Consider the following 19,122-nt stretch of genomic DNA (forward strand, 5'->3'; position numbering starts at 1 on the left):
GGCGGCTCAGAGGCGGATGGGCCAAACAGGTGGCCGCGCTTGACGTCGACGGCTACGTGCAGTGAGTTGGTCGCTCACGCCCACCTGATCGGCAACCGCTTCACGCCGCGCTGGAAATTCGAGCGCAGCAGCGCCGGTTCACCCGCGAGTTGTATGTCGCGCGTCCGGGTGAGCAATTCCTGGAACAACAACGTCATCTGCACACGCGCGAAGTGCGCTCCGACGCAAACGTGCGGCCCGTGCCCGAACACCCTGTGGTTGTTGGGCTTTCGTCCCAGACGCAGCTCGTCCGGTTGCTCGAACACCTCCGGGTCGCGGTTGGCTGCGAGGTACGAGACGACGACCTTGTCCCCCTCGTGCACCGTCGTCCCGCCGAGTGTCGTGTCGCGGGTCGCCGTCCGCCGGAAGGTCATCACCGGTGTCCACCACCGCAACAACTCGTCGACCGCTCCCGGAATGAGCGACGGATCGGCCCGTAATGCGGCCATCGCGTCCGGGTGCGACAGCAGCGCGATCATCGCACCGGGCAGCCCGTTGCGCAGCGTCTCGTTGCCTGCGACGGCGAAGAGCCAGAACATGTTCTCGAACTCCTCGACCGACAACTGGCCACCGTCCTCTTCCCGCTGCGCGAGCAGGATCGACATGACGTCGTCGCCCGGATCGGCGCGCTTGGCGTCGCCCAACAGGTGGGCGTAGCGGTAGAGGTCCGGCATCCCGTCGCGACCGCGCGGATCCGGCATGTGCCCGTCCGCATCCGGTGCGGGCCGCAGCGCGACAGCCTCCCGGGCAAGTGAAGTCCCCTGCGCCGCATCGAAGCTCGCCGAGCTGGCGTAGTCGGCATCCAAGAAGCCGATCACCCTGTTGGACCAGTCGAACATCAGCTGCCGATCCTGCGCGGGCACGCCGAGGATGTCTGCGAGGGTGAGCAGTGGCAGGTCCGCGGCGACGTCCTTGGCGAAGTCACACTCGTGCGGCCCGTTGAGCATCCGATCGATGATCTCCTCGGCATGCCCCGCGATCCGGCCCTCCAACGCCCGCACCGCCCGCGGCGTGAATGACGCCGCGATCATCTTGCGCAGCCGGGTGTGCTCCGGCGGGTCCATGTTGAGCATCATCTGCCGCACATAGGCCAGGTCCCGCGGCGTCGCCGGATCGTGGATCTGCGTGCCGCCGAGGTATGACGAGAACGTCTCGGCATCCTTGACGACGTCGCTGACCAAAGCGTGGTCGAGCACCAGGTGGTAGCCCGAACCCGCAGGCAGGCCAGGCAGATCCGGCTCATCCACCCAGTGCACGGGTGCGACCGAGCGCAACTGCTCGATCAGCTCGAAGGGCACACCTCGCGTGTAGGTGTCCGGGTCGTGCAGGGGCGCGGTCGACGGTGTCGGCATACAGCTGCTCAGGCCAGCGCGCCCAGTGCGTCGCCCAGGTGTTCCATGAAGGCGTCCGGCGATTCGTACATCGGGTAGTGGCCCGCATCGTCGATGACCGCCATCTGCGCATTCGGATAGAGCTGCAGCCAGCTGCCCTCGCACACCTGCGGCCCCAGCGCGCCGTCACGGGCACCAACGATGAGATGCAGCGGCACCTCGACCGCCGGCACGTCCTGGTGGAAGTCCGTCCTGGCCCACGGGACCAGGTAGGCACCGAATGCGTCGCGCCGCGAGTTCTCCACCGAGAAGCGCACCATCTGCTGCAGCCACTCGTCGGGATGCACATTGCCGGTGGTGAAGTCGATGATCGCCGCGCGGTTGTCGTCGCTCTCGGCCGCGCCGTCGAAGAGTGCCCACGAGTCGTCGTCGAACGGCACGCCCGTCGGCGGCACCGGAGACACTCCGACCATGGCCGTGACACGCTCCGGCGCATCCGCGAAGGTGCGCATCATTGCCGACCCACCCATCGAGTGTCCGATCAATGCGTAACGGTCCCAACCGATTTCGTCAGCCAGAGCCCGAGCGTCGGCACTGATCTCGGCCAGGCTGTAGTCACCCGTCTCTGCCTTGCGGGTGCCGTAGCCGCGGTAGTCGAGGAACGCGACCGTGTAGCGGTCCCCGTCGATGCGCAGCGGCAACTCACCCCACCCGCTGGACGACCCGAACCATCCGTGCAGCGCGATCGCGCGCACCGGACCCGAACCCACGACGACGTGTCCCACACTCATCTGGGCACAATAATGCGTCGCGCGCGGCCCGGCACGCATCTGGCGTGGTTCGTATGGCGACAGCGAGCATTCGTACGGCCACCGAGCTCGCCCTCGCGCGGACCCTCGGTGCACCGGCCCGCACCGACGAGGAGTAGACCGGACCTTGAGGTAACAACCCCGAATCAAGGAGCAAGCAAATGGAACCTCGGATTGATGTCAACAAGGTCGCGCCGGAGGCGTACAAGGCAGTGCTCGGGCTGGAGAAGTACGCCGCCTCGCACGTCGACCCCACGCTCTACGAGCTGATCAAGCTGCGTGCGTCGATGATCAACGGCTGCGGCTTCTGCATCGACATGCACAGCCACGATGCGATGAAGGCCGGAGAGACCCCGCAACGTCTCTTCGAACTGATGGCCTGGCGCGAGGTCGGCCTCTACACCGACAAGGAGCGGGCCGCGCTCGCGCTGGTCGACCAGGTCACCCGACTGGGCGAGGAGGGCGTCACCGACGAGGTGTGGGACGGCGTCACCGACGAGTTCAGCGAGGAAGAGGTCGCCAATCTGCTGATCGCCATTGCCACCATCAACGTGTGGAACCGGCTCGCCATACCGACGCGGATGCAGCCGGCGAACCGCTGAGGTGCGCGAAATGCTGTGAGCTGGATCACGTTTCACCCAAACCTCCAGTCCACTAGATATATAATCGTTCGTTATTGAATCCAACCCGGATGTAATCGCTGCCGACCCACCGCGTAGATTTGCCGTAGTAGACACGCGTGGGAGATTTCGTGAGCAAGCTGAAACAGATCAACAGTGTCGTCGTGCGCTTCGCCGGCGACTCGGGTGACGGCATGCAGTTGACCGGCGACCGCTTCACCAGCGACTCGGCGGTCCTCGGCAACGACCTGTCGACGTTGCCGAATTTCCCCGCCGAGATCCGCGCACCGCAGGGCACGCTGCCGGGCGTCTCGAGCTTCCAGGTGCAGTTCGCCGATCACAGCGTGCTCACACCGGGCGATGCCCCTGACGTCCTCGTGGCGATGAATCCCGCTGCGCTCAAAGCAAATCTGGGCGACCTGCCACGCGGATCGACAATCATCGTCAACACCGACGAGTTCACCAAGCGCAACCTCGCCAAGGTCGGCTACACCGCCAACCCGCTCGACGACGACTCGCTCGAGCCGTGGCAGGTCCATCCGGTGCCGCTCACCTCGATCACCGTGGAGGCGCTCGCCGACTTCGACCTGGGTCGCAAGGAGAAGGAGCGCGCGAAGAACATGTTCGCGCTCGGACTCCTGTCCTGGATGTACACCCGGACCCTCGACGGCACGCGCGCGTTCCTGGCCGCCAAGTTCGCCAAGCAACCGGACGTCCTCGAGGCCAACCTCGCCGCACTGCGCGCGGGTCATGCGTATGGCGAAACCACCGAGGCCTTCTCGGTGCAATATGCCGTCGCTCCCGCACCGATGGAGCCCGGGACCTACCGCAACATCACCGGAAATATCGCCACGGCATACGGATTGACGACTGCGGCGCATCGGGCGAAGTTGCCGCTGGTGCTCGGCAGCTACCCGATCACTCCGGCGTCCGACCTGCTGCACAACCTGTCGAAGCTGAAGCACTTCGGAGTCACCACCATCCAGGCCGAGGACGAGATCGCGGCCATCGGTGCCGCGCTCGGAGCTTCCTTCGGCGGATCGATCGGGGTGACCACCACCAGCGGTCCGGGGCTGGCACTGAAGTCCGAGACGATCGGCCTGGCGGTCTCGCTGGAGTTGCCGCTCGTCATCGTCGACGTGCAGCGCGGCGGCCCGTCGACCGGCCTGCCGACCAAGACCGAGCAGGCCGACCTGCTTCAGGCGATGTTCGGCCGCAACGGCGAGTCGCCGGTCGCGGTGATCGCCGCGAGTTCACCGGCCGACTGCTTCACCGCGGCGATCGAGGCCGTGCAGATGGCGACGACCTACCGCACCCCGGTCATCCTGCTCTCCGACGGTTACCTCGCCAACGGCTCACAACCGTGGCGCCTGCCGACGGACACCGAGCAGTTGCCGACCGTCGACGTCGATTTCGCGACCGAGCCCAATGCCACTGACGCCAAAGGCAATCCGGCGTTCCACCCCTACCTGCGTGAACCCGAGTCACTGGCCCGCCCCTGGGCCGTGCCCGGCACGCCCGGCCTCGAGCACCGGGTCGGCGGCATCGAGAAGGCCGACGGCACCGGCAACATCAGCTACGACCCGGCCAACCACGACCACATGGTCCGCACCCGGCAGGCCAAGATCGACGGCATCACTGTCCCGGACATCGAGGTCGACGACCCCAGTGGCGACGCGAAACTCCTTGTCCTCGGCTGGGGTTCGACATACGGCCCGGTTGCAGCCGGTGCCCGCCTCGCACGCGCGACAGGCGCCAAGGTGGCCCGCGCGCACCTGCGCAACCTCGCCCCGATGCCTGGCAACCTCGGCGAGGTGCTGCGGTCCTACGAGCGCGTCGTGCTTCCGGAGATGAACCTCGGGCAGCTGGCCCTGCTGCTCCGGGGCAAATACCTGGTCGACATACAGAGCCACACTGCGGTGCGCGGACTGCCTTTCACCGCAACGGAAATCGCCGCGGTGATCGGCGACCACCTCGACGCGCTGAGCGAAGGGAGCCACTCATGAGCACCACCGATCTCGGTATGCCGAGCACAGGCACCGCCGGTGTCCCGCAACTGCCCGACGGTGAGAAGCAGACCAAGCGTGACTTCACCTCCGACCAGGAGGTCCGGTGGTGCCCCGGCTGCGGCGACTACATCATCCTCAACGCAGTGCAGAGCTTCCTGCCGGAGCTCGGATTGCGCAGGGAGAACATCGTTTTCGTCTCCGGGATCGGCTGCTCGAGCCGCTTCCCCTACTACCTCGACACCTACGGCATGCACTCCATCCACGGTCGTGCACCGGCGATCGCAACCGGCCTGGCCACCAGCCGACCCGACCTGTCGGTCTGGGTCGTCACCGGTGACGGCGACGCGCTGTCGATCGGCGGCAACCACCTGATCCACGCACTGCGCCGCAACGTCAACCTCAAGATCCTGCTCTTCAACAACAAGATCTACGGCCTCACCAAGGGGCAGTACTCCCCCACCTCCGAGGTCGGCAAGATCACCAAGTCGACGCCGCTCGGCTCGGTCGACCAGCCCTTCAACCCGGTGTCGCTGGCGCTCGGCTCGGAAGCGACTTTCGTTGCGCGCACGATGGATTCGGACCGCAAGCACCTGACCGAGGTCCTGCGCGCGGCCGCTGAGCATCGCGGCACAGCGCTGGTCGAGATCTACCAGAACTGCCCGATCTTCAACGACGGCGCGTTCGACATCCTCAAGGACGCCGACGAGGGCGAAGGACGTATCCTGCGGCTGGTCGACGGCGAGCCGGTGCGTGCCGGCGAGGGCGAGCAGGCCCGCGTCGTCATACGCAATGACCAGGGCGGGCTCGAGTTGGCGACCGAGGCAACCGCCGACCCGTCGCGGATCCTGCGCCACGACACTGCCGCCGACGATCCGTCGGCCGCGTTCGCGCTGTCCCGGCTCGACAGTGCGTCGATGACGAGCGTGCCGATGGGCATCTTCCGCAATGTCCAGCGGCCGACCTATGACGACGGCGTCCGCGCGCAGGTCGCCGCCGCATCGCCGAACGGCCCGGCCACCGACGAGGAGCTGATCTCGCTGCTGCACGGCGGCGACACCTGGGACGTCGCCGGCTGAACGCCCGCCGACGGGCCGTCAATCAGCAGCAGGGACCCGCGAGAACCGCACCATCTCGTCACGCTCGACGACCTTGATGCGCGTGCGCCCGGCAGCTTCGCCGACCGCTATCTCGTGCGTGTCGAGGTTGACCCAGCCCTCTGTCGTCGTGAATTCGACTCCCTTGTCCCGCAACAGTTCCAGCACGGCATCCGGTTCGCGGGACTCGGCACGCGGGAGCGCGTCCTGGTCCTCCAGGATGCAGTCGATGGTCTGCGACGCATCGGACTTGGTGTGGCCGATCAGGCCGACCGGACCACGCTTGATCCACCCGGTCGTGTAGATGCCCGGCACCTGCTCGTCGTCCTCGAACACCCGGCCCGCGTCGTTCGGGATCACGGCCGCCACGTGGTCGAACGGCACGTCGGGCAGCGGTGCGGACCGGTAGCCGACCGCCCGATAGACCGCTTGGACCGGCCAGTCGGTGAATTCGCCCGTGCCGCGAACGCCGCCGTCCCCGGTCAGCTCCATCCGCTCGGTGCGCAGCCCGGCCACCCGATCCGTGCCGAGGATTTCCGCCGGCGCCTCACAGAAGTGGATGTGGATCCGGTGCGCCTTGGTGCTCGGAGGGTTGTCGAGCCACTTCAGCAGGGTGTTCACGACCTGCTTCGTCTGCCGGTTGCGCTGGATGGCCTGCTCGCTGCCGGCATCGATCTCGAATCCATCCGCGTGCACGACGACGTCGACGTTCGGCGAGTGCGCCAGCTCCCGCAGCTCCAGCGGCGAGAACTTGATCTGCGCCGGCCCGCGACGCGCAAAGACGTGAATATCCTTGGCCTTGTTGGACTTCAGCCCTTCGTACACATTCGGTGGGATCTCGGTGACCAGCTGTTCGTCGCCGGTCTTGGCAAGCATCCGTGCAACGTCCAGTGCGACGTTCCCCGCACCGAGCACGGCCACCTGCTCTGCGTCCAACGGCCATTCGCGCGGGACGTCGGGGTGCCCGTCATACCAGGAGACGAAGTCGGCCGCGCCGTGACTGCCCGGCAGATCGATGCCCGGGATGTCCAGCCGTCGGTCATCCATCGCGCCGGTCGCGAAGACGATCGCGTCGTAGAACGTGCGCAACTCCTCGAGCTTCACGTCGTTCCCATAGTCGACATTGCCGATGAAGCGGATCCGGTCCTTGCGCAGCACCCGCAGCAGCGCCTTGATGATCTCCTTGATGCGCGGATGATCGGGCGCTACGCCATACCGGACCAGTCCGTAGGGCGCAGGCAGCCGCTCGATGATGTCGATCGTCGCGTTCTCGTGATTGTTGGCCAGAATGTCGGCGGCATAGATGCCGGCCGGGCCGGCACCGATCACCGCGACGCGAAGGTCTCGCACGCGTTCGTCTCCCATGGGATCGTCAGGTCAGTGGGGTGTCTTCGGGCGCTGTGGGTAGGACGCTCACGGCCACGCTGCCGGGTCTCCCGAAACGCTGAGTTAGGCAAACCTAACATCGCTATTGGACCGGCTCTGGCAACCGTCCACTACGCGAACACTTCAATGCAGCAGCGCTTTATGGTTGTGAAGGAATTTGCGCTTGTACTTCATCATCGCCATACGAGACACTGGCAGAATGGCAGCCGTGCAGACCGTTTCCCCGAGGACTTCACCAGAGAAATCCTCGACACCCAGCGGCAACGGCGCGGCATACGGATTCCTCGCCTATCTGATCTGGGGCGCCTTCCCGCTCTACTTCAACGCGCTCAAGCCGGCCGGCGCCTGGGAGGTGCTGTCCCACCGCATCGTGTGGACCCTCGTGGTCTGCGTTGCCGCCCTGGCGGTCACCCGCAATCTCGGTTTCCTGCGCAGGCTTGCCGGCAACCCGCGGCAGCTCGGGGCGACCACGCTGGCCGGTCTGTTCATCGCGACCAACTGGACGGTTTACATCCAGGCCGTCATCACCGGCCACACCGTCGAGGCGGCACTCGGCTACTTCCTTAACCCGCTGGTGACGGTCGGACTCGGCGTGGTCGTGCTCCGCGAACGGCTGCGGATCCTGCAGTGGGTCGCCGTCGGCGTGGGAGCGCTGGCCTGCGTCTACCTGGCGATCGACTACGGTCGCCCGCCGTGGATCTCGGTCGTGCTGGCGCTGTCCTTCGCCAGCTACGGCTTCATGAAGAAGCGGATCGGTGGATCGCTGACCGCCATCGAGAGCCTCACGGCCGAGAGCGCGGTGCTCACACCGATCGCGATCGGCGTCCTGATCGTCGTCGGTATGACGGGCAACGCCACCTTCAGTGGGCACGGCGCCGGCCACAGCGTGCTGCTGCTCTGCGCCGGCATCGTGACGGCGGTGCCGTTGCTGCTCTTCGCGGCGGCAGCGAGCCGGGTGCCGCTGGTGACCATCGGGATGCTGCAGTTCATCACCCCGATCCTGCAGCTGCTGTGCGGCGTGCTGCTGCTGGACGAGCACATGCCGATGGCTCGATGGATCGGCTTCGGGATCGTCTGGATCGCGTTGATCCTGTTGACGATCGACTCGCTCACGGCAAGCACCCGTGCCCGACGGCTGGCGCGGGCCGCGGAGAACTGCGCCATCTGAGCGTCCTCAGGCCTCGGCGTCCGCGGTCGCCATCTCGTAGACCGGGATGAGCTCCTGGAACCGCGCGTCGAACCCCGCAGCCGGGCGCTGGTCGGACCAACCGCCGGGGTGCACCGGCTCACCACTCGCGAGAGTCGTCGCAAGGTCCTCCAGGTGGGCCTGCCAGCCGGCGCAGTAGAAGTGCATGCCGTCGCGAGGCAACCCGCGCTGCTCCACCACCAAGCGCGTCTTCGCTCCTTCGGCGGTCAGCCACGCTTCGGTCTCGCCCTCGTTTCCGTCCTCGTCGGCCTCGTGGACCAGCAGCACGTGGTTCGGGCGCTCACAGATCTCGATCCTCGACGGACCGGAGGCGCTGCTCGTGTAGGTCATCTGGACCGTGCCACCCTCGCGAAGGTCGCCGGACACCTCCGCGATCCAGCGCGCGAGCCGCTCCGGGTTCGTGCATGCCTCCCACAGGTCATCGATGTCGGTGTCGTAGACGTCCTCCACGCGGACCGCACCATGTGTGTCGTCCAGTTTGCGTGTCGTGGCAATGGTTTTCACTTGCGTGCCTTCTTCCCTCGGGCGACTTCGGTGTGCAGCGCATCGAGGCGGTTCCGCCACAGGGCTCGGTAGCCCTCCAGCCAATCGTCAACCGGCACAAGCGCTTCCGGGCGCAGCGCGTAGATCCGCCGTTGAGCGTCCTGGCGCACATCGACCAACCCCGCTTCTCGCAGCACCCGCAGGTGACGCGAGACACCGGGACGCGCGATCGGCAACGCTTCGGCCAGTTCCCCGGCCGTCGCCTCGTGATCGCGCAGGATCTCCAACACGGTGCGCCGACTCGGATCCGCCAACGCTTGAAGCACTGCGTCCATGTGTCGAATGTACCCATACAGTTACGTAACCGCAAGGATACATAGGTGATCCACAGAGCCCACAGACAAACCGACAGGCCCCCCGTTGACCCAGAGGACCCCGGTTGGACCGGATTTCGGCCCGGAATCGGGGGGCCTCTCGGCGATCCGGGGGCCTCTCGGTGAAAAGGGGCGGAGGTCAGCCGAGGACGCGGTCGAGGTAGGTGTTGCTGAAGACCCGCTCGGGGTCGAGCCGGTCGCGCAGTGCGACGAACTCGTCGAACTTCGGGTAACGCGAACGCAATTCGTCGGCACCGAGGTCGTGCATCTTGCCCCAGTGGGGACGCGCACCCAGCCCGTCCAGCAGCGACCAGAACGCCTCGAAATAGCGGCGGTGGTCGCGCCCGACATACTGATGTATGGCGATGTAGCCCGACTCCCGCCCGTGCGCGGTCGACAGCCACAGGTCGTCCGAGGCGGCGAAACGCACCTCGACGGGGAACGCCACGACCTCGACCCGGCGCGACAACCAGGTCCGCAACTCCCGCAACACGTCCGGCACCGCCTCGCGCGGGATCGCCATCTCGCTCTCCCGGAAGACCACGTCCCGCTCGGACGCGAAGACCCGGTAGGACCAGTCGGTGAACTCCCGCCGCGACAGCGCGCGGGCGGAGACCTGATTGATCGCAGGTATGACGCGCGGCGCGCGAGTCGTGGCTTTGTTGAGAGCACCGAAGAGCTTGTTCGACAGCAGGTCGTCGTCCAACCGGGATCGCCAGGCCGGCAACGGGGCGCGCCGCGACTCGTCGGAGACACGCGTGTTGCTCTTGGTCAGCACCCGGTCGGTGTGCGGGAACCAGTAGAACTCAAAATGGTCTGTGCCGTCGACGCGTTCGTCGAGTCCATCGAGCACTTCGTCGAACGACGCCGGTGCCTCCACTGCGCGCAGCAGGAACTTCGGGACGCACTGGATCTCCAGCGCGGTCACGATCCCCAGCGCACCGAGGCTGAGCGCCACGGCCGGCAGCAGCTCGGGGTTCTCGGTCTCGGTCACCCGCAGCAGTGACCCATCGGCCTGCACCAGCTCCACGCCGGTCAATTGCCCTGCCAGCCCGGTGAATCCGACACCCGTGCCGTGCGTGCCGGTCGAGACAGCGCCGGCGATGGTCTGCCGGTCGATGTCCCCGAGGTTGGTCATCGCGAGCCCGCGCCGCTGCAGCTCCGGGCCGAGCACGTGCAGCGGCGTGCCCGCGTGCACCCACACCCGACCGGTCGCCTCGTCGACCGACCGCACACCGGACAGCCGGTCCATCCGCACCAGCACGTCGGTCGGCTCGGCGATCCCGGTGAAGGAGTGCCCCGCGCCCACCGCCTTGACCCGGCGCCCGGAGCGCATGGACTCCTCACACAGCAGCTGCAGGTGCGGTAGGTCGCGCACCATCACCGTCTCCCGCGGTCGACTGGTGACGGTGCCTGCCCAGTTGCTCCACTCAGCCAAAGTTCTTTCCCTCTCCGCGATAGGTCGGCAGCCGGTCCTGGACCTCACCGTCACGGACCAGCAGGATCTCGTTGAAGCGCTCGCACATCTCACCGGCCTTCGCATGCCGGAACCACACCAGGTCACCGACCTCCAGGCGACGAGCAGCCTTGCCGCGCAACGGTGTCTGCACTTCCCCGGCACCTTCGTTGCGGATCAGCGACAACCCCTCGGGGTGCACCGGCCGCGGCGTCCGCGACGGACCTGCGACTCCGGAGGCGGCATAGCCACCGCTGAAGGTCACCGCGATGTCCGGTCGCGGTTTGCGCACCACCGGCGACGCGAAGTAGGCGGCCGGCCGCAGATCCGTCTCGTCATACGCATCGAACGACGTGGGCGTGAAAAGGCCTGACCCCGCAGCGAGCTCGGTGACGGAGGCATCCCAATCGGCGTGCAAGCTGCCGGTGCCGCCGGCATTGACCAGCTCCAGCTCGGCGTGCTGCTCGACCGCCGCGCGCACCTCCTGGCGGCGCACCCGCAAGTCATCGGCGGACTTCCGCTTCACCATGCGTATGGCGGGCCCGGTGTCCTGCAGACCCGCGATCTGTGCGTCGTAGAACATCAGGCCGACCAGCTCGACGGCCGCGGAATCCGCTGCCAGCCGGGCGAATTCGCCCGCTTCCCGCGCGGTGTGCACGCTCGACCGGTGCACGCCGAGGTGCGCGGGACCGATCTCCAACGAGCTGTCGACATCCAGGCAGACGCGCACCGGCCGGCCCGAGCCCGCGGCCTCGATCAGCCGCAGATGAGCCGGCAGGTCGACCATCAGCGTGATCCGCGCCCGCAGCTCCTCGTCGGCGGCGATCTCGCCGATCGCAGCGGTGTCCACGGTCGGATAGGCGACCAGCACGTCGTCCACGCCGTGCCTTGCCAGCCAGCACGCTTCAGCGGCGGAGTAGGACAACACACCGTGATAGCCGGGCTCGGCCAGCACTTTGTCCAGGACGCCCCGGACTCGAATCGACTTCGATGCCAATCGAATCGGCAGCTCACGGGCGCGAGACCGCATCTCGGCGATGTTGTGCTCACAGGCCGCCAGGTCGAGGACGGCGACCGGTGCGCCGACGCCGCTGACGGCACCCCAAACAGCTCCCGGGTCCTGCCTTGCCTTCCGCAACGGGAGCTTCACGCTTGCACCGCGCTCATGTCGATGACCGTCGCGAGCATCCTGGCGAATGTCTCCATCACCGCCTGCGCCTGAGTGTCGTCACTGGTGACGATCCACGCCAGACTGACCCCGTCGGTCACGGCAATCACCAGTCGCGCCAACAACTCCGGCTCGACCGGCAGGGTGCGACCCTGCTCCGCGGCGAACGCCCGGACCACCGTCAGGACGGCGCCGTACGTCCGGTCCAGCAGCCGCCGGGCGATCTCGCGGCTGTCCTCGTCACCACGCGACAGGTGCGCGAGGAGCTCGTAGATGAGCAGCTGCCGGCGGCGGTCGCTGCCGATCTGCTGCCAGTAGGCCCGGAAGGCAGCCACCAGCGCCTGCTCGGTCGGCATCGACTCCAGCAGCCCGGTGTCGATGTCGGGTTGCTCGATGCTGTCCGCGACCGCACTGATCAACGCGGCCTTGGAGCCGAAGCAGTAGTGCACCGTGCCCAACGGCACACCCGCCTCCTGCGCGATCCGTCGCACGGTCGCGGCATCCAGTCCCTCGGCAACGGCGACGCGCACGGTGGCATCGACGAGCTCGACCCTGCGGTCCTCGGCGGATAGGCGTGGCATGGAGTTAGTCTAGACCCGAAGTTGGACGGTTGACCACGATGACGTGCGGGACTTTTGCAGCGGTCGTGCGCCTCAGACGGTGCGCGACGCGACCTGCCCCGGCAGGTCTCGCAACACCGCCAGCGCGTCGCTGTCCCCGAGTGGCTCCAGCAGCGCGGTCGCCTGCTCCGCGACGGCAGCTGTATGACGACGAGCCTGCTCCAGCGCGGGGTGTTCCCGCAAGAGCTTCAACGCCTCCGCGTGCTCGGCATCGTCGGTCAACGGACGCGCCACGAGATCCTGCAACCGGGCATCCGCGGGGTCCTTCGACGCACGCACATAGAGCACCGGCAACGTGGTGACACCCTCGCGCAGGTCGGTGCCCGGCGTCTTACCGGACTCGTCGGACACGATGTCGAGCACGTCGTCGGACAGCTGGAAGACCATGCCGATGTATTCACCGTAGCGGCGCATGATCTCGACCGTCTCGGCCGGACAGCCACCGAACATCGCGCCATACCGCGCGGCCGTGGCGATCAGCGACCCGGTCTTGTCGGCCAGCACGCCCAGGTAGTGCTCCATCGGATCGGCGTCGGCCGGCGCCTGCCGGTCGTCACGGATCTGCCCGGCGCACAACCGCACGAAGGTCTGCGCCTGGATGCGCGCAGCCTCGCTGCCCAGCCCCGCCACGATCTCCGAGGCCCGCCCGAAGAGCAGGTCGCCCACGATGACGGCGGTGATGTTGTCGTATTGCGCGTTGACACTCGCCTTGCCGTGCCGTCGCTCGGCTGCGTCCATGACGTCGTCGTGATAGAGCGAGGCGATGTGCGTCAACTCGACGCCGACGGCCGCGTCCACGACCGCGTCGTTGATGCCGGTGCCCAGCTCCGACGCCAGCAGCGTCAGCAGCGGCCGGAATCGCTTGCCCCCGGTCAGCAGGTGCTGCGACGCATCGGCGATGAACTCGTCCTCGTGCTGGACCACGGCGGTCAGCCGGGAGTCGACGGCCACGAGACCCTCGGTGAGCCGCTCGGTCAGCGCCTCGCTGGCCGACGGCATCAGAGCAGCGGCTCTACTCATGATGGTCTCCTCGACGAGACGCACGTGGTCTCGATACGGGCTCGGCCAGCGCCTCGCCCTACTCGACCGACGTGCGCTTTCATCGCAGGAAGAGCGACGAGTGCTGCGCGAGGTTGAGCAACGGCGCCGGGGCAACACCGAGCACCAGCGTCGCGAGCGCACCCACGGTCACTGCGATGCCGGTCATCGCCGACGGCATCAGCACCTGCGTATCACCGGTCGGGTCGGAGAAGTACATCAGCACGATGATCCGGATGTAGACGAACGCGGTGACCGCGCTCATCAGCATCGCGACGACCACCAGCCAGGTGGACCCGTGACCGACCGCCCCGGAGAACAGCGCGAACTTCGCGGTGAACCCCGACGTCAGCGGTATGCCGGCGAAGCCGAGCAACAGGAACGAGAACGTCGCGGCGAGGATCGGGCTGGACTTGCCCAGTCCGGCCCACTGCGACAGGTGCGTCGCCTCCGAGCCGGCCGACCGCACCAGCGGCACCATCCCGAACGCCGCCAGCGTGGTGAAGCTGTAGGCGACCAGGTAGAACATCGTCCCGGACAGACCGGTCTTGTTCAGTGCGACGACGCCCACCAGCAGGAAGCCGGCGTGCGAGATCGAGCTGTAGGCCAGCAGTCGCTTCATGTCGGTCTGGGTGACCGCGAAGACCGCACCGATGACCATCGTCAGCACGGCGACGATCGCGACGATCGGCTGCCAGTTCCAGCGCAGCCCCTCCAGCGCGACGTAGAACACGCGCAGCAGTGCACCGAATCCGGCGACCTTGACCGTCGTGGCCATGAAGCCGCTGACCGGGCTGGGAGCACCCTGGTAGACGTCCGGCGCCCAGGTGTGGAACGGCACCGCGCTGACCTTGAAGAGCAGACCGACGGCGACCAGCAGCATGCCGGGGATGAGGATGTCGTCGCGTCCGCTCACGGTCCCGACCGCGTCGGCGATCTTGCCAAAGTGGATCGAGCCGGTCGCACCGAAGATCAGTGCCGAACCGAAGAGGAAGAACGCCGAGGAGAACGCACCGAGCAGGAAGTACTTCAGCGACGCCTCCTGCGACAGCAGGCGGCGACGGCGCGCCAGGCCGGTCAGGATGTAGAGCGGCAGCGAGAGCACCTCGAGCGCGATGAACATCACCAGCAGGTCACCGGCCGCGACGAAGAGCATCATGCCGCCGACCGAGAAGAGCACCAGCGGGAAGAACTCCGTCGAGGTCGCACCGAGCCGGACCGCGTTGGTCTCCATCGGCGACCCCGGCACCGAGGCGCCCGACTGGGTGAAGGCATCCGCGGAGCCGCCGCCGAAGCGCTCGGCCATCAGCAGCACCGCCAGGAACGAGATCACCAGGATGGTGCCCTGCAGCAGCAGCGCGGGACCGTCGATCACGACGGCGTCGGCCGCGGTGATGCCCTTGTTGTTGCGCGAGATCAGCACCAGGGTCAGGAAGCTGGCGACCAGGCCGATCACGGTGACGCCGAGCTGGGCCCAGTAACGCTGTGCGCGGGGCAGGAATGCCTCGACGAGGACACCCACCAGGGCCGCGCCGAAGATCACGAGCATCGGCACGACAGCGGCATACGAGATGTGTGCCTGGGTGAACGTGGCGGGCGAGGTCACTTGCTGCTCCCCTCGATGGTGACGCCGGCATGCGGTGCCGGGTCGTGGACATGAACGTGCTGCAGGGTGGAGTCCACGGCCGGCCGCAACAGGTCGAGCGCGGGCTTCGGGAAGAAGCCGAGCACGAGCATGATCGCGATGAGGACGCCTGCGACGAGTCGCTCACGTGCGTTCAGGTCCTGTATGGCGGAGCCGCGCACCCGAGCCTCGGCCGGGACGTCGTCCTTCTCGATCTCCGGCTCGTCGAACAGCGTGGTGGTGATGCCGGTCTTCGGCCGCAGGCCGTCCGCGCCCAGGGCGAGTGTGCCGTCCGGGCCGGCGGCCAGCGCCTGCTTCGGGCCGGTGAAGACGTTCTTGTACATCAGCAGGATGTAGAGCGCCGCGAGGACCACGACGACCACCGCGATGCCGGCCGCGACCGGGTAGCGCTGGAACGAGCCGACCAGGACCAGGAACTCCGAGACGAAGGAGTTCAGGCCGGGCAGCGACAGCGCCGACAGTCCTGCGGTCAGGAAGACGCCACCGAGGATCGGGGTGGTGCGCTGCCAGCCGCCGTAGTCGGTGATGTTCTTGCTCTTGCCGCGGATGATCAGGAAGCCCACGAAGAGGAACAACGCGGCGGTGGTGAAGCCGTGGTTGATCATGTAGAGCTGCGAGCCGATCATCGAGGTCTGCGTCACCGCGAAGATGCCCAGCACGATGAGGCCGAAGTGGCTCACCGAGGTGTAGGCGATCAGCCGCATCATGTCGTTCTGGCCGATGGCCGCGATCGCTCCGTAGATGATCGAGATGACCGCCAGGATGATCACGACCGGGGTCGCCCACTTGCTGGCGTCCGGGAAGAGCTGCAGGCAGAAGCGGATCATCCCGAAGGTGCCGACCTTGTCCAGCACCGCGACCAGCAGCACGGCGACAGCCGGCTTGGCTTCGGTCGCGGCGTCCGGCAGCCAGGTGTGCACCGGCCACATCGGCGCCTTGATCGCGAAGGCGAAGAAGAACCCGACGAACAGCAACCGCTCGGTGCCCTCCGACATGTGCAGCCCGGTCAGCTCACCGACCAGGAAGCCGTGGTCGCCGCCGGGGCCCTGCTGGTAGAGCGCGATGACCGCGACCAGCATGATCAGCCCGCCGAGCAGCGAGAAGAGCAGGAACTTCACCGCGGCATACTGCCGGCGTGCCCCGCCGTACAGCCCGATCAGGAAGTAGATCGGGACGAGCATCGCCTCGAAGAAGACGTAGAAGAGGAAGACGTCGGTCGCAGCGAACACACCGATCATGAAGGTCTCGACCACCAGGATCAGCGCGAAGTAGCCCTGCTCGCGGCGGCCGCCGTCGGGCACGTCGTTCCAGGCGGCGATCAGCGCGATCGGCACCAGAACCAGGCTCATCAGGATGAGCGTCAGCGCCATACCGTCGACACCGACTGCGTAGGAGACCCCGAACTGCGGGATCCAGGAGTGGGTCTCGGTCAGCTGGAACTGCCCGTGACCGCCACCGGTCTTGAACTGCAGCGCCGCGACCACGCCGACCACCAGGGTGATCAGCGAGAAGGCCAGCGCAACGACCCGCGAGTTGCGGGTCGAGCCCTTGGGCAGCAGCCCGATGACGACGGCGCCCACCAGGGGTATGACGCCGAGCGTCGTCAGCCAGGGAAAGTCCGACATCACTGCACCACCCACCAGGCGCCGAGGATTGCGACGACGCCCAGGAGCATCGTCAGGGAGTAAGTACGCACGTATCCGTTCTGCATCTTCTTCAGTCGAGCCGAGCTGCCACCGATCCCGGCGGCAGAGCCGTTCCCGACGCCGTCGACGACCTTGTTGTCGAAGAAGACCAGCGAGCGGGTCAGGTGCAGGCCGGGGCGCTGGACCACGGCCTGGTTGAAGTCGTCCTGGCCGAGGTCGCGACGCGCCGCCTGGGTGAGCGGGGAGCCCACCGGTGGAGTGATCGGCACGTCGTCACGCCAGTACATCTTCCAGGCGACCGCGATGCCGATGATCATCAGCACGACGGTGGCGACCATCAGCGGCGCGGCGCCGAGAACGTGTTCGCTGCCCTCGTGCTCACCCACGACCGGCTCCAGCCAGTCGGTGATGATGCCGGTCGGGCCGAGGATGAGGCCGAGGAAGGCCGAGCCGATCGCCAGCACCATCATCGGGATGGTCATCGTCAGCGGGGACTCGTGCGGGTGCACGTCCTCGGTCCAGCGACGCTTGCCCAGGAAGGTCATGAAGAACATCCGCGACATGTAGAACGCGGTGACGCCGGCGGCGATCAGCGCCGACAGGCCGAATACCCACGGCTTCCAGCCGGTGCCCTCGAAGGCGGCCTCGATGATCTTGTCCTTGGACCAGAACCCGGACAGGCCGGGGAAGCCGATGATCGCCAGGAAGCCCAGGCCGAAGGTGACCGCGGTGATCTTCATGACCGCGCCGAGCCCGCCGAAGCGACGCATGTCGACCTGGTCGTTCATGCCGTGCATGACCGAACCGGCGCCGAGGAAGAGGCCGGCCTTGAAGAAGCCGTGTGTCACCAGGTGGAAGATCGCGAAGGCGTAACCGACCGGGCCGAGACCCGCAGCCAGCACCATGTAGCCGATCTGCGACATGGTCGAGGCGGCCAGGGCCTTCTTGAGGTCGTCCTTGGCACAGCCGATGATCGCCCCGCCCATCAGGGTGATCGCACCGACGATGCAGACCGCGAGGCGCGCGTCCTCGGAGGCGTCGAAGATCACGTGGCTGCGCACGATCAGGTAGACACCGGCGGTGACCATCGTCGCGGCGTGGATCAGCGCGGAGACCGGTGTCGGCCCGGCCATCGCGTCGCCCAGCCAGGACTGCAACGGGAACTGCGCGGACTTACCGCAGGCGGCCACCAGCAGCGCCAGCCCGATCGCGAGCAGCGTGCCCTTGCCGGTGCCCTCGACGGCGGCGTCGACGTGCGCGAAGTCGAGGCTGCCCCATGCCCAGAACATCACGAACATCGCGATGAGCATGCCCATGTCACCGATGCGGTTGAGGAAGAACGCCTTGTTGGCGGCCGTCGCGTAGGCGGGGTTCCAGTTCCAGAAGCCGATCAGCAGGTATGACGCCAGGCCCACGCCCTCCCAGCCGACGAACAGCAGGAGGTAGGAGTCGGCGAGGACCAGCAGCAACATGCTGGCCACGAACAGGTTGAGGTAGGCGAAGAACCGGCGCTTGTCGGGGTCGTGCTCCATGTAGCCCAGCGAGTAGACCAGGATCAGCGAGCCGACGAAGGTGATCAGCATGACGAAGGTCAGCGACAGCTGGTCCAGCAGCAGCCCCGCGTCGAGGTTGATCTTCCCGGCCGGCAGCCAGGAGTAGAGGTGCAGGTGCATCGACCGGTCGTCGGCCGGCTTGCCGCGCAGCTGCAGCAGCACCAGCAGGCCGATCACGAACGAGGCCCAGGACAGCAGCACCGCCAGGTAGGGACCGGCCTTGTCCAGCTTCTTGCCGCCGAGCATCAGCAGTGCTGCGCCCAGGGCGGGCAGGCCGATCATCAGCCAGCCGATCGATGCCACACCGGTGGCGTCATGGATCGTCACGAAATGTCTCCTGAACTCACAGCTTCAGCAGGTTGGCGTCGTCGACCGACACGGACCTGCGGGCGCGGAAGATGGCCATGATGATCGCCAGACCGACCACGACCTCGGCAGCAGCGACGACCATCACGAACAGCGCGATCACCTGGCCGTCGAGTGATCCCTGCATGCGGGCGAAGGTCACGAACGCGAGGTTGGCGGCGTTGAGCATCAGCTCGACACCCATGAACACGATGATCGCGTTGCGGCGCAGCAGCACGACGGCGGCGCCGATCGAGAACAGGATCACCGAGAGGTAGATGTAGGACGTGAGCGTCATG

17 protein-coding genes are annotated in these 19,122 nt (G+C 67.0%); 4 read left to right on the forward strand and 13 right to left on the reverse strand.

The window, feature by feature from the left end:
- Positions 1–74: 74 nt before the first annotated feature.
- Positions 75–1,391 (reverse strand): cytochrome P450, encoded by a 1,317-nt coding sequence (locus tag ACSZL9_RS08445; RefSeq protein ID WP_446665009.1) that lies wholly within the window; start codon positions 1,389–1,391, stop codon positions 75–77.
- Positions 1,392–1,399: 8 nt separating this feature from the next.
- Positions 1,400–2,161 (reverse strand): alpha/beta fold hydrolase, encoded by a 762-nt coding sequence (locus tag ACSZL9_RS08450; protein ID WP_446665010.1) that lies wholly within the window; start codon positions 2,159–2,161, stop codon positions 1,400–1,402.
- A gap of 179 nt (positions 2,162–2,340) precedes the next feature.
- Here ACSZL9_RS08450 and ACSZL9_RS08455 point away from each other — a divergent pair, with 179 nt between their 5' ends.
- From ACSZL9_RS08455 to ACSZL9_RS08465, 3 genes are all read left to right on the forward strand, one after another.
- Positions 2,341–2,781 (forward strand): carboxymuconolactone decarboxylase family protein, encoded by a 441-nt coding sequence (locus ACSZL9_RS08455; RefSeq protein WP_446665011.1) that lies wholly within the window; start codon positions 2,341–2,343, stop codon positions 2,779–2,781.
- 149 nt (positions 2,782–2,930) lie between these two features.
- Complete coding sequence (locus ACSZL9_RS08460) at positions 2,931–4,805, forward strand: 2-oxoacid:acceptor oxidoreductase subunit alpha (RefSeq protein ID WP_446665012.1); 1,875 nt, start codon at positions 2,931–2,933, stop codon at positions 4,803–4,805.
- Positions 4,802–5,884, forward strand: coding sequence for a 2-oxoacid:ferredoxin oxidoreductase subunit beta (locus ACSZL9_RS08465; RefSeq protein ID WP_446665013.1), 1,083 nt, complete (start codon positions 4,802–4,804; stop codon positions 5,882–5,884). The genes ACSZL9_RS08460 and ACSZL9_RS08465 overlap by 4 nt, the downstream gene beginning before the upstream one ends.
- An 18-nt stretch (positions 5,885–5,902) precedes the next feature.
- On the opposite strand, the gene ACSZL9_RS08470 is transcribed toward ACSZL9_RS08465, so the two are convergent.
- Positions 5,903–7,252 (reverse strand): FAD-dependent oxidoreductase, encoded by a 1,350-nt coding sequence (locus ACSZL9_RS08470; protein ID WP_446665014.1) that lies wholly within the window; start codon positions 7,250–7,252, stop codon positions 5,903–5,905.
- 235 nt (positions 7,253–7,487) lie between these two features.
- On the opposite strand from ACSZL9_RS08470, the gene rarD reads away from it, so the two are divergent.
- Positions 7,488–8,456: an EamA family transporter RarD gene (gene rarD / locus ACSZL9_RS08475; protein WP_446665015.1), complete on the forward strand. Its 969-nt coding sequence runs from the start codon at positions 7,488–7,490 to the stop codon at positions 8,454–8,456.
- Positions 8,457–8,462: 6 nt separating this feature from the next.
- Here the strand turns inward: rarD and ACSZL9_RS08480 are convergent, their stop codons facing one another.
- The 10 genes from ACSZL9_RS08480 to nuoK all read right to left on the reverse strand — a co-directional run bounded on the left by ACSZL9_RS08480 (position 8,463) and on the right by nuoK (position 19,121).
- Positions 8,463–8,999, reverse strand: coding sequence for an SRPBCC family protein (locus ACSZL9_RS08480; protein WP_446665016.1), 537 nt, complete (start codon positions 8,997–8,999; stop codon positions 8,463–8,465).
- The gene (locus ACSZL9_RS08485) at positions 8,996–9,313 is read right to left on the reverse strand and encodes an ArsR/SmtB family transcription factor (protein WP_446665017.1); all 318 of its coding nucleotides are present in this window, start codon (positions 9,311–9,313) and stop codon (positions 8,996–8,998) included. Before ACSZL9_RS08485 ends, ACSZL9_RS08480 begins: the two co-directional genes overlap by 4 nt.
- 178 nt (positions 9,314–9,491) lie before the next feature.
- Positions 9,492–10,790, reverse strand: a complete 1,299-nt coding sequence (locus ACSZL9_RS08490; protein ID WP_446665018.1) for a D-arabinono-1,4-lactone oxidase — start codon at positions 10,788–10,790, stop codon at positions 9,492–9,494.
- Positions 10,783–11,958, reverse strand: a complete 1,176-nt coding sequence (locus ACSZL9_RS08495; RefSeq protein ID WP_446665019.1) for an alanine racemase — start codon at positions 11,956–11,958, stop codon at positions 10,783–10,785. Before ACSZL9_RS08495 ends, ACSZL9_RS08490 begins: the two co-directional genes overlap by 8 nt.
- Positions 11,955–12,557, reverse strand: coding sequence for a TetR/AcrR family transcriptional regulator (locus ACSZL9_RS08500; protein WP_446665020.1), 603 nt, complete (start codon positions 12,555–12,557; stop codon positions 11,955–11,957). The genes ACSZL9_RS08495 and ACSZL9_RS08500 overlap by 4 nt, the downstream gene beginning before the upstream one ends.
- Before the next feature lie 72 nt (positions 12,558–12,629).
- Positions 12,630–13,616, reverse strand: a complete 987-nt coding sequence (locus ACSZL9_RS08505; RefSeq protein ID WP_446665021.1) for a polyprenyl synthetase family protein — start codon at positions 13,614–13,616, stop codon at positions 12,630–12,632.
- 79 nt (positions 13,617–13,695) lie between these two features.
- Complete coding sequence (gene nuoN, locus ACSZL9_RS08510; RefSeq protein WP_446665022.1) at positions 13,696–15,240, reverse strand: NADH-quinone oxidoreductase subunit NuoN; 1,545 nt, start codon at positions 15,238–15,240, stop codon at positions 13,696–13,698.
- Entirely contained in the window at positions 15,237–16,904 is a 1,668-nt protein-coding gene (locus tag ACSZL9_RS08515; RefSeq protein WP_446665023.1) for an NADH-quinone oxidoreductase subunit M, read from the reverse strand. Before ACSZL9_RS08515 ends, nuoN begins: the two co-directional genes overlap by 4 nt.
- A complete protein-coding gene (nuoL, locus tag ACSZL9_RS08520; RefSeq protein WP_446665126.1) occupies positions 16,904–18,760 on the reverse strand; it encodes an NADH-quinone oxidoreductase subunit L in 1,857 nt (618 codons plus the stop codon). Before nuoL ends, ACSZL9_RS08515 begins: the two co-directional genes overlap by 1 nt.
- A gap of 61 nt (positions 18,761–18,821) precedes the next feature.
- Positions 18,822–19,121, reverse strand: a complete 300-nt coding sequence (gene nuoK / locus ACSZL9_RS08525) for an NADH-quinone oxidoreductase subunit NuoK (RefSeq protein WP_446665024.1) — start codon at positions 19,119–19,121, stop codon at positions 18,822–18,824.
- Between the last annotated feature and the right edge of the window lies 1 nt (position 19,122).

Source organism: Flexivirga sp. B27 (assembly GCF_052905685.1).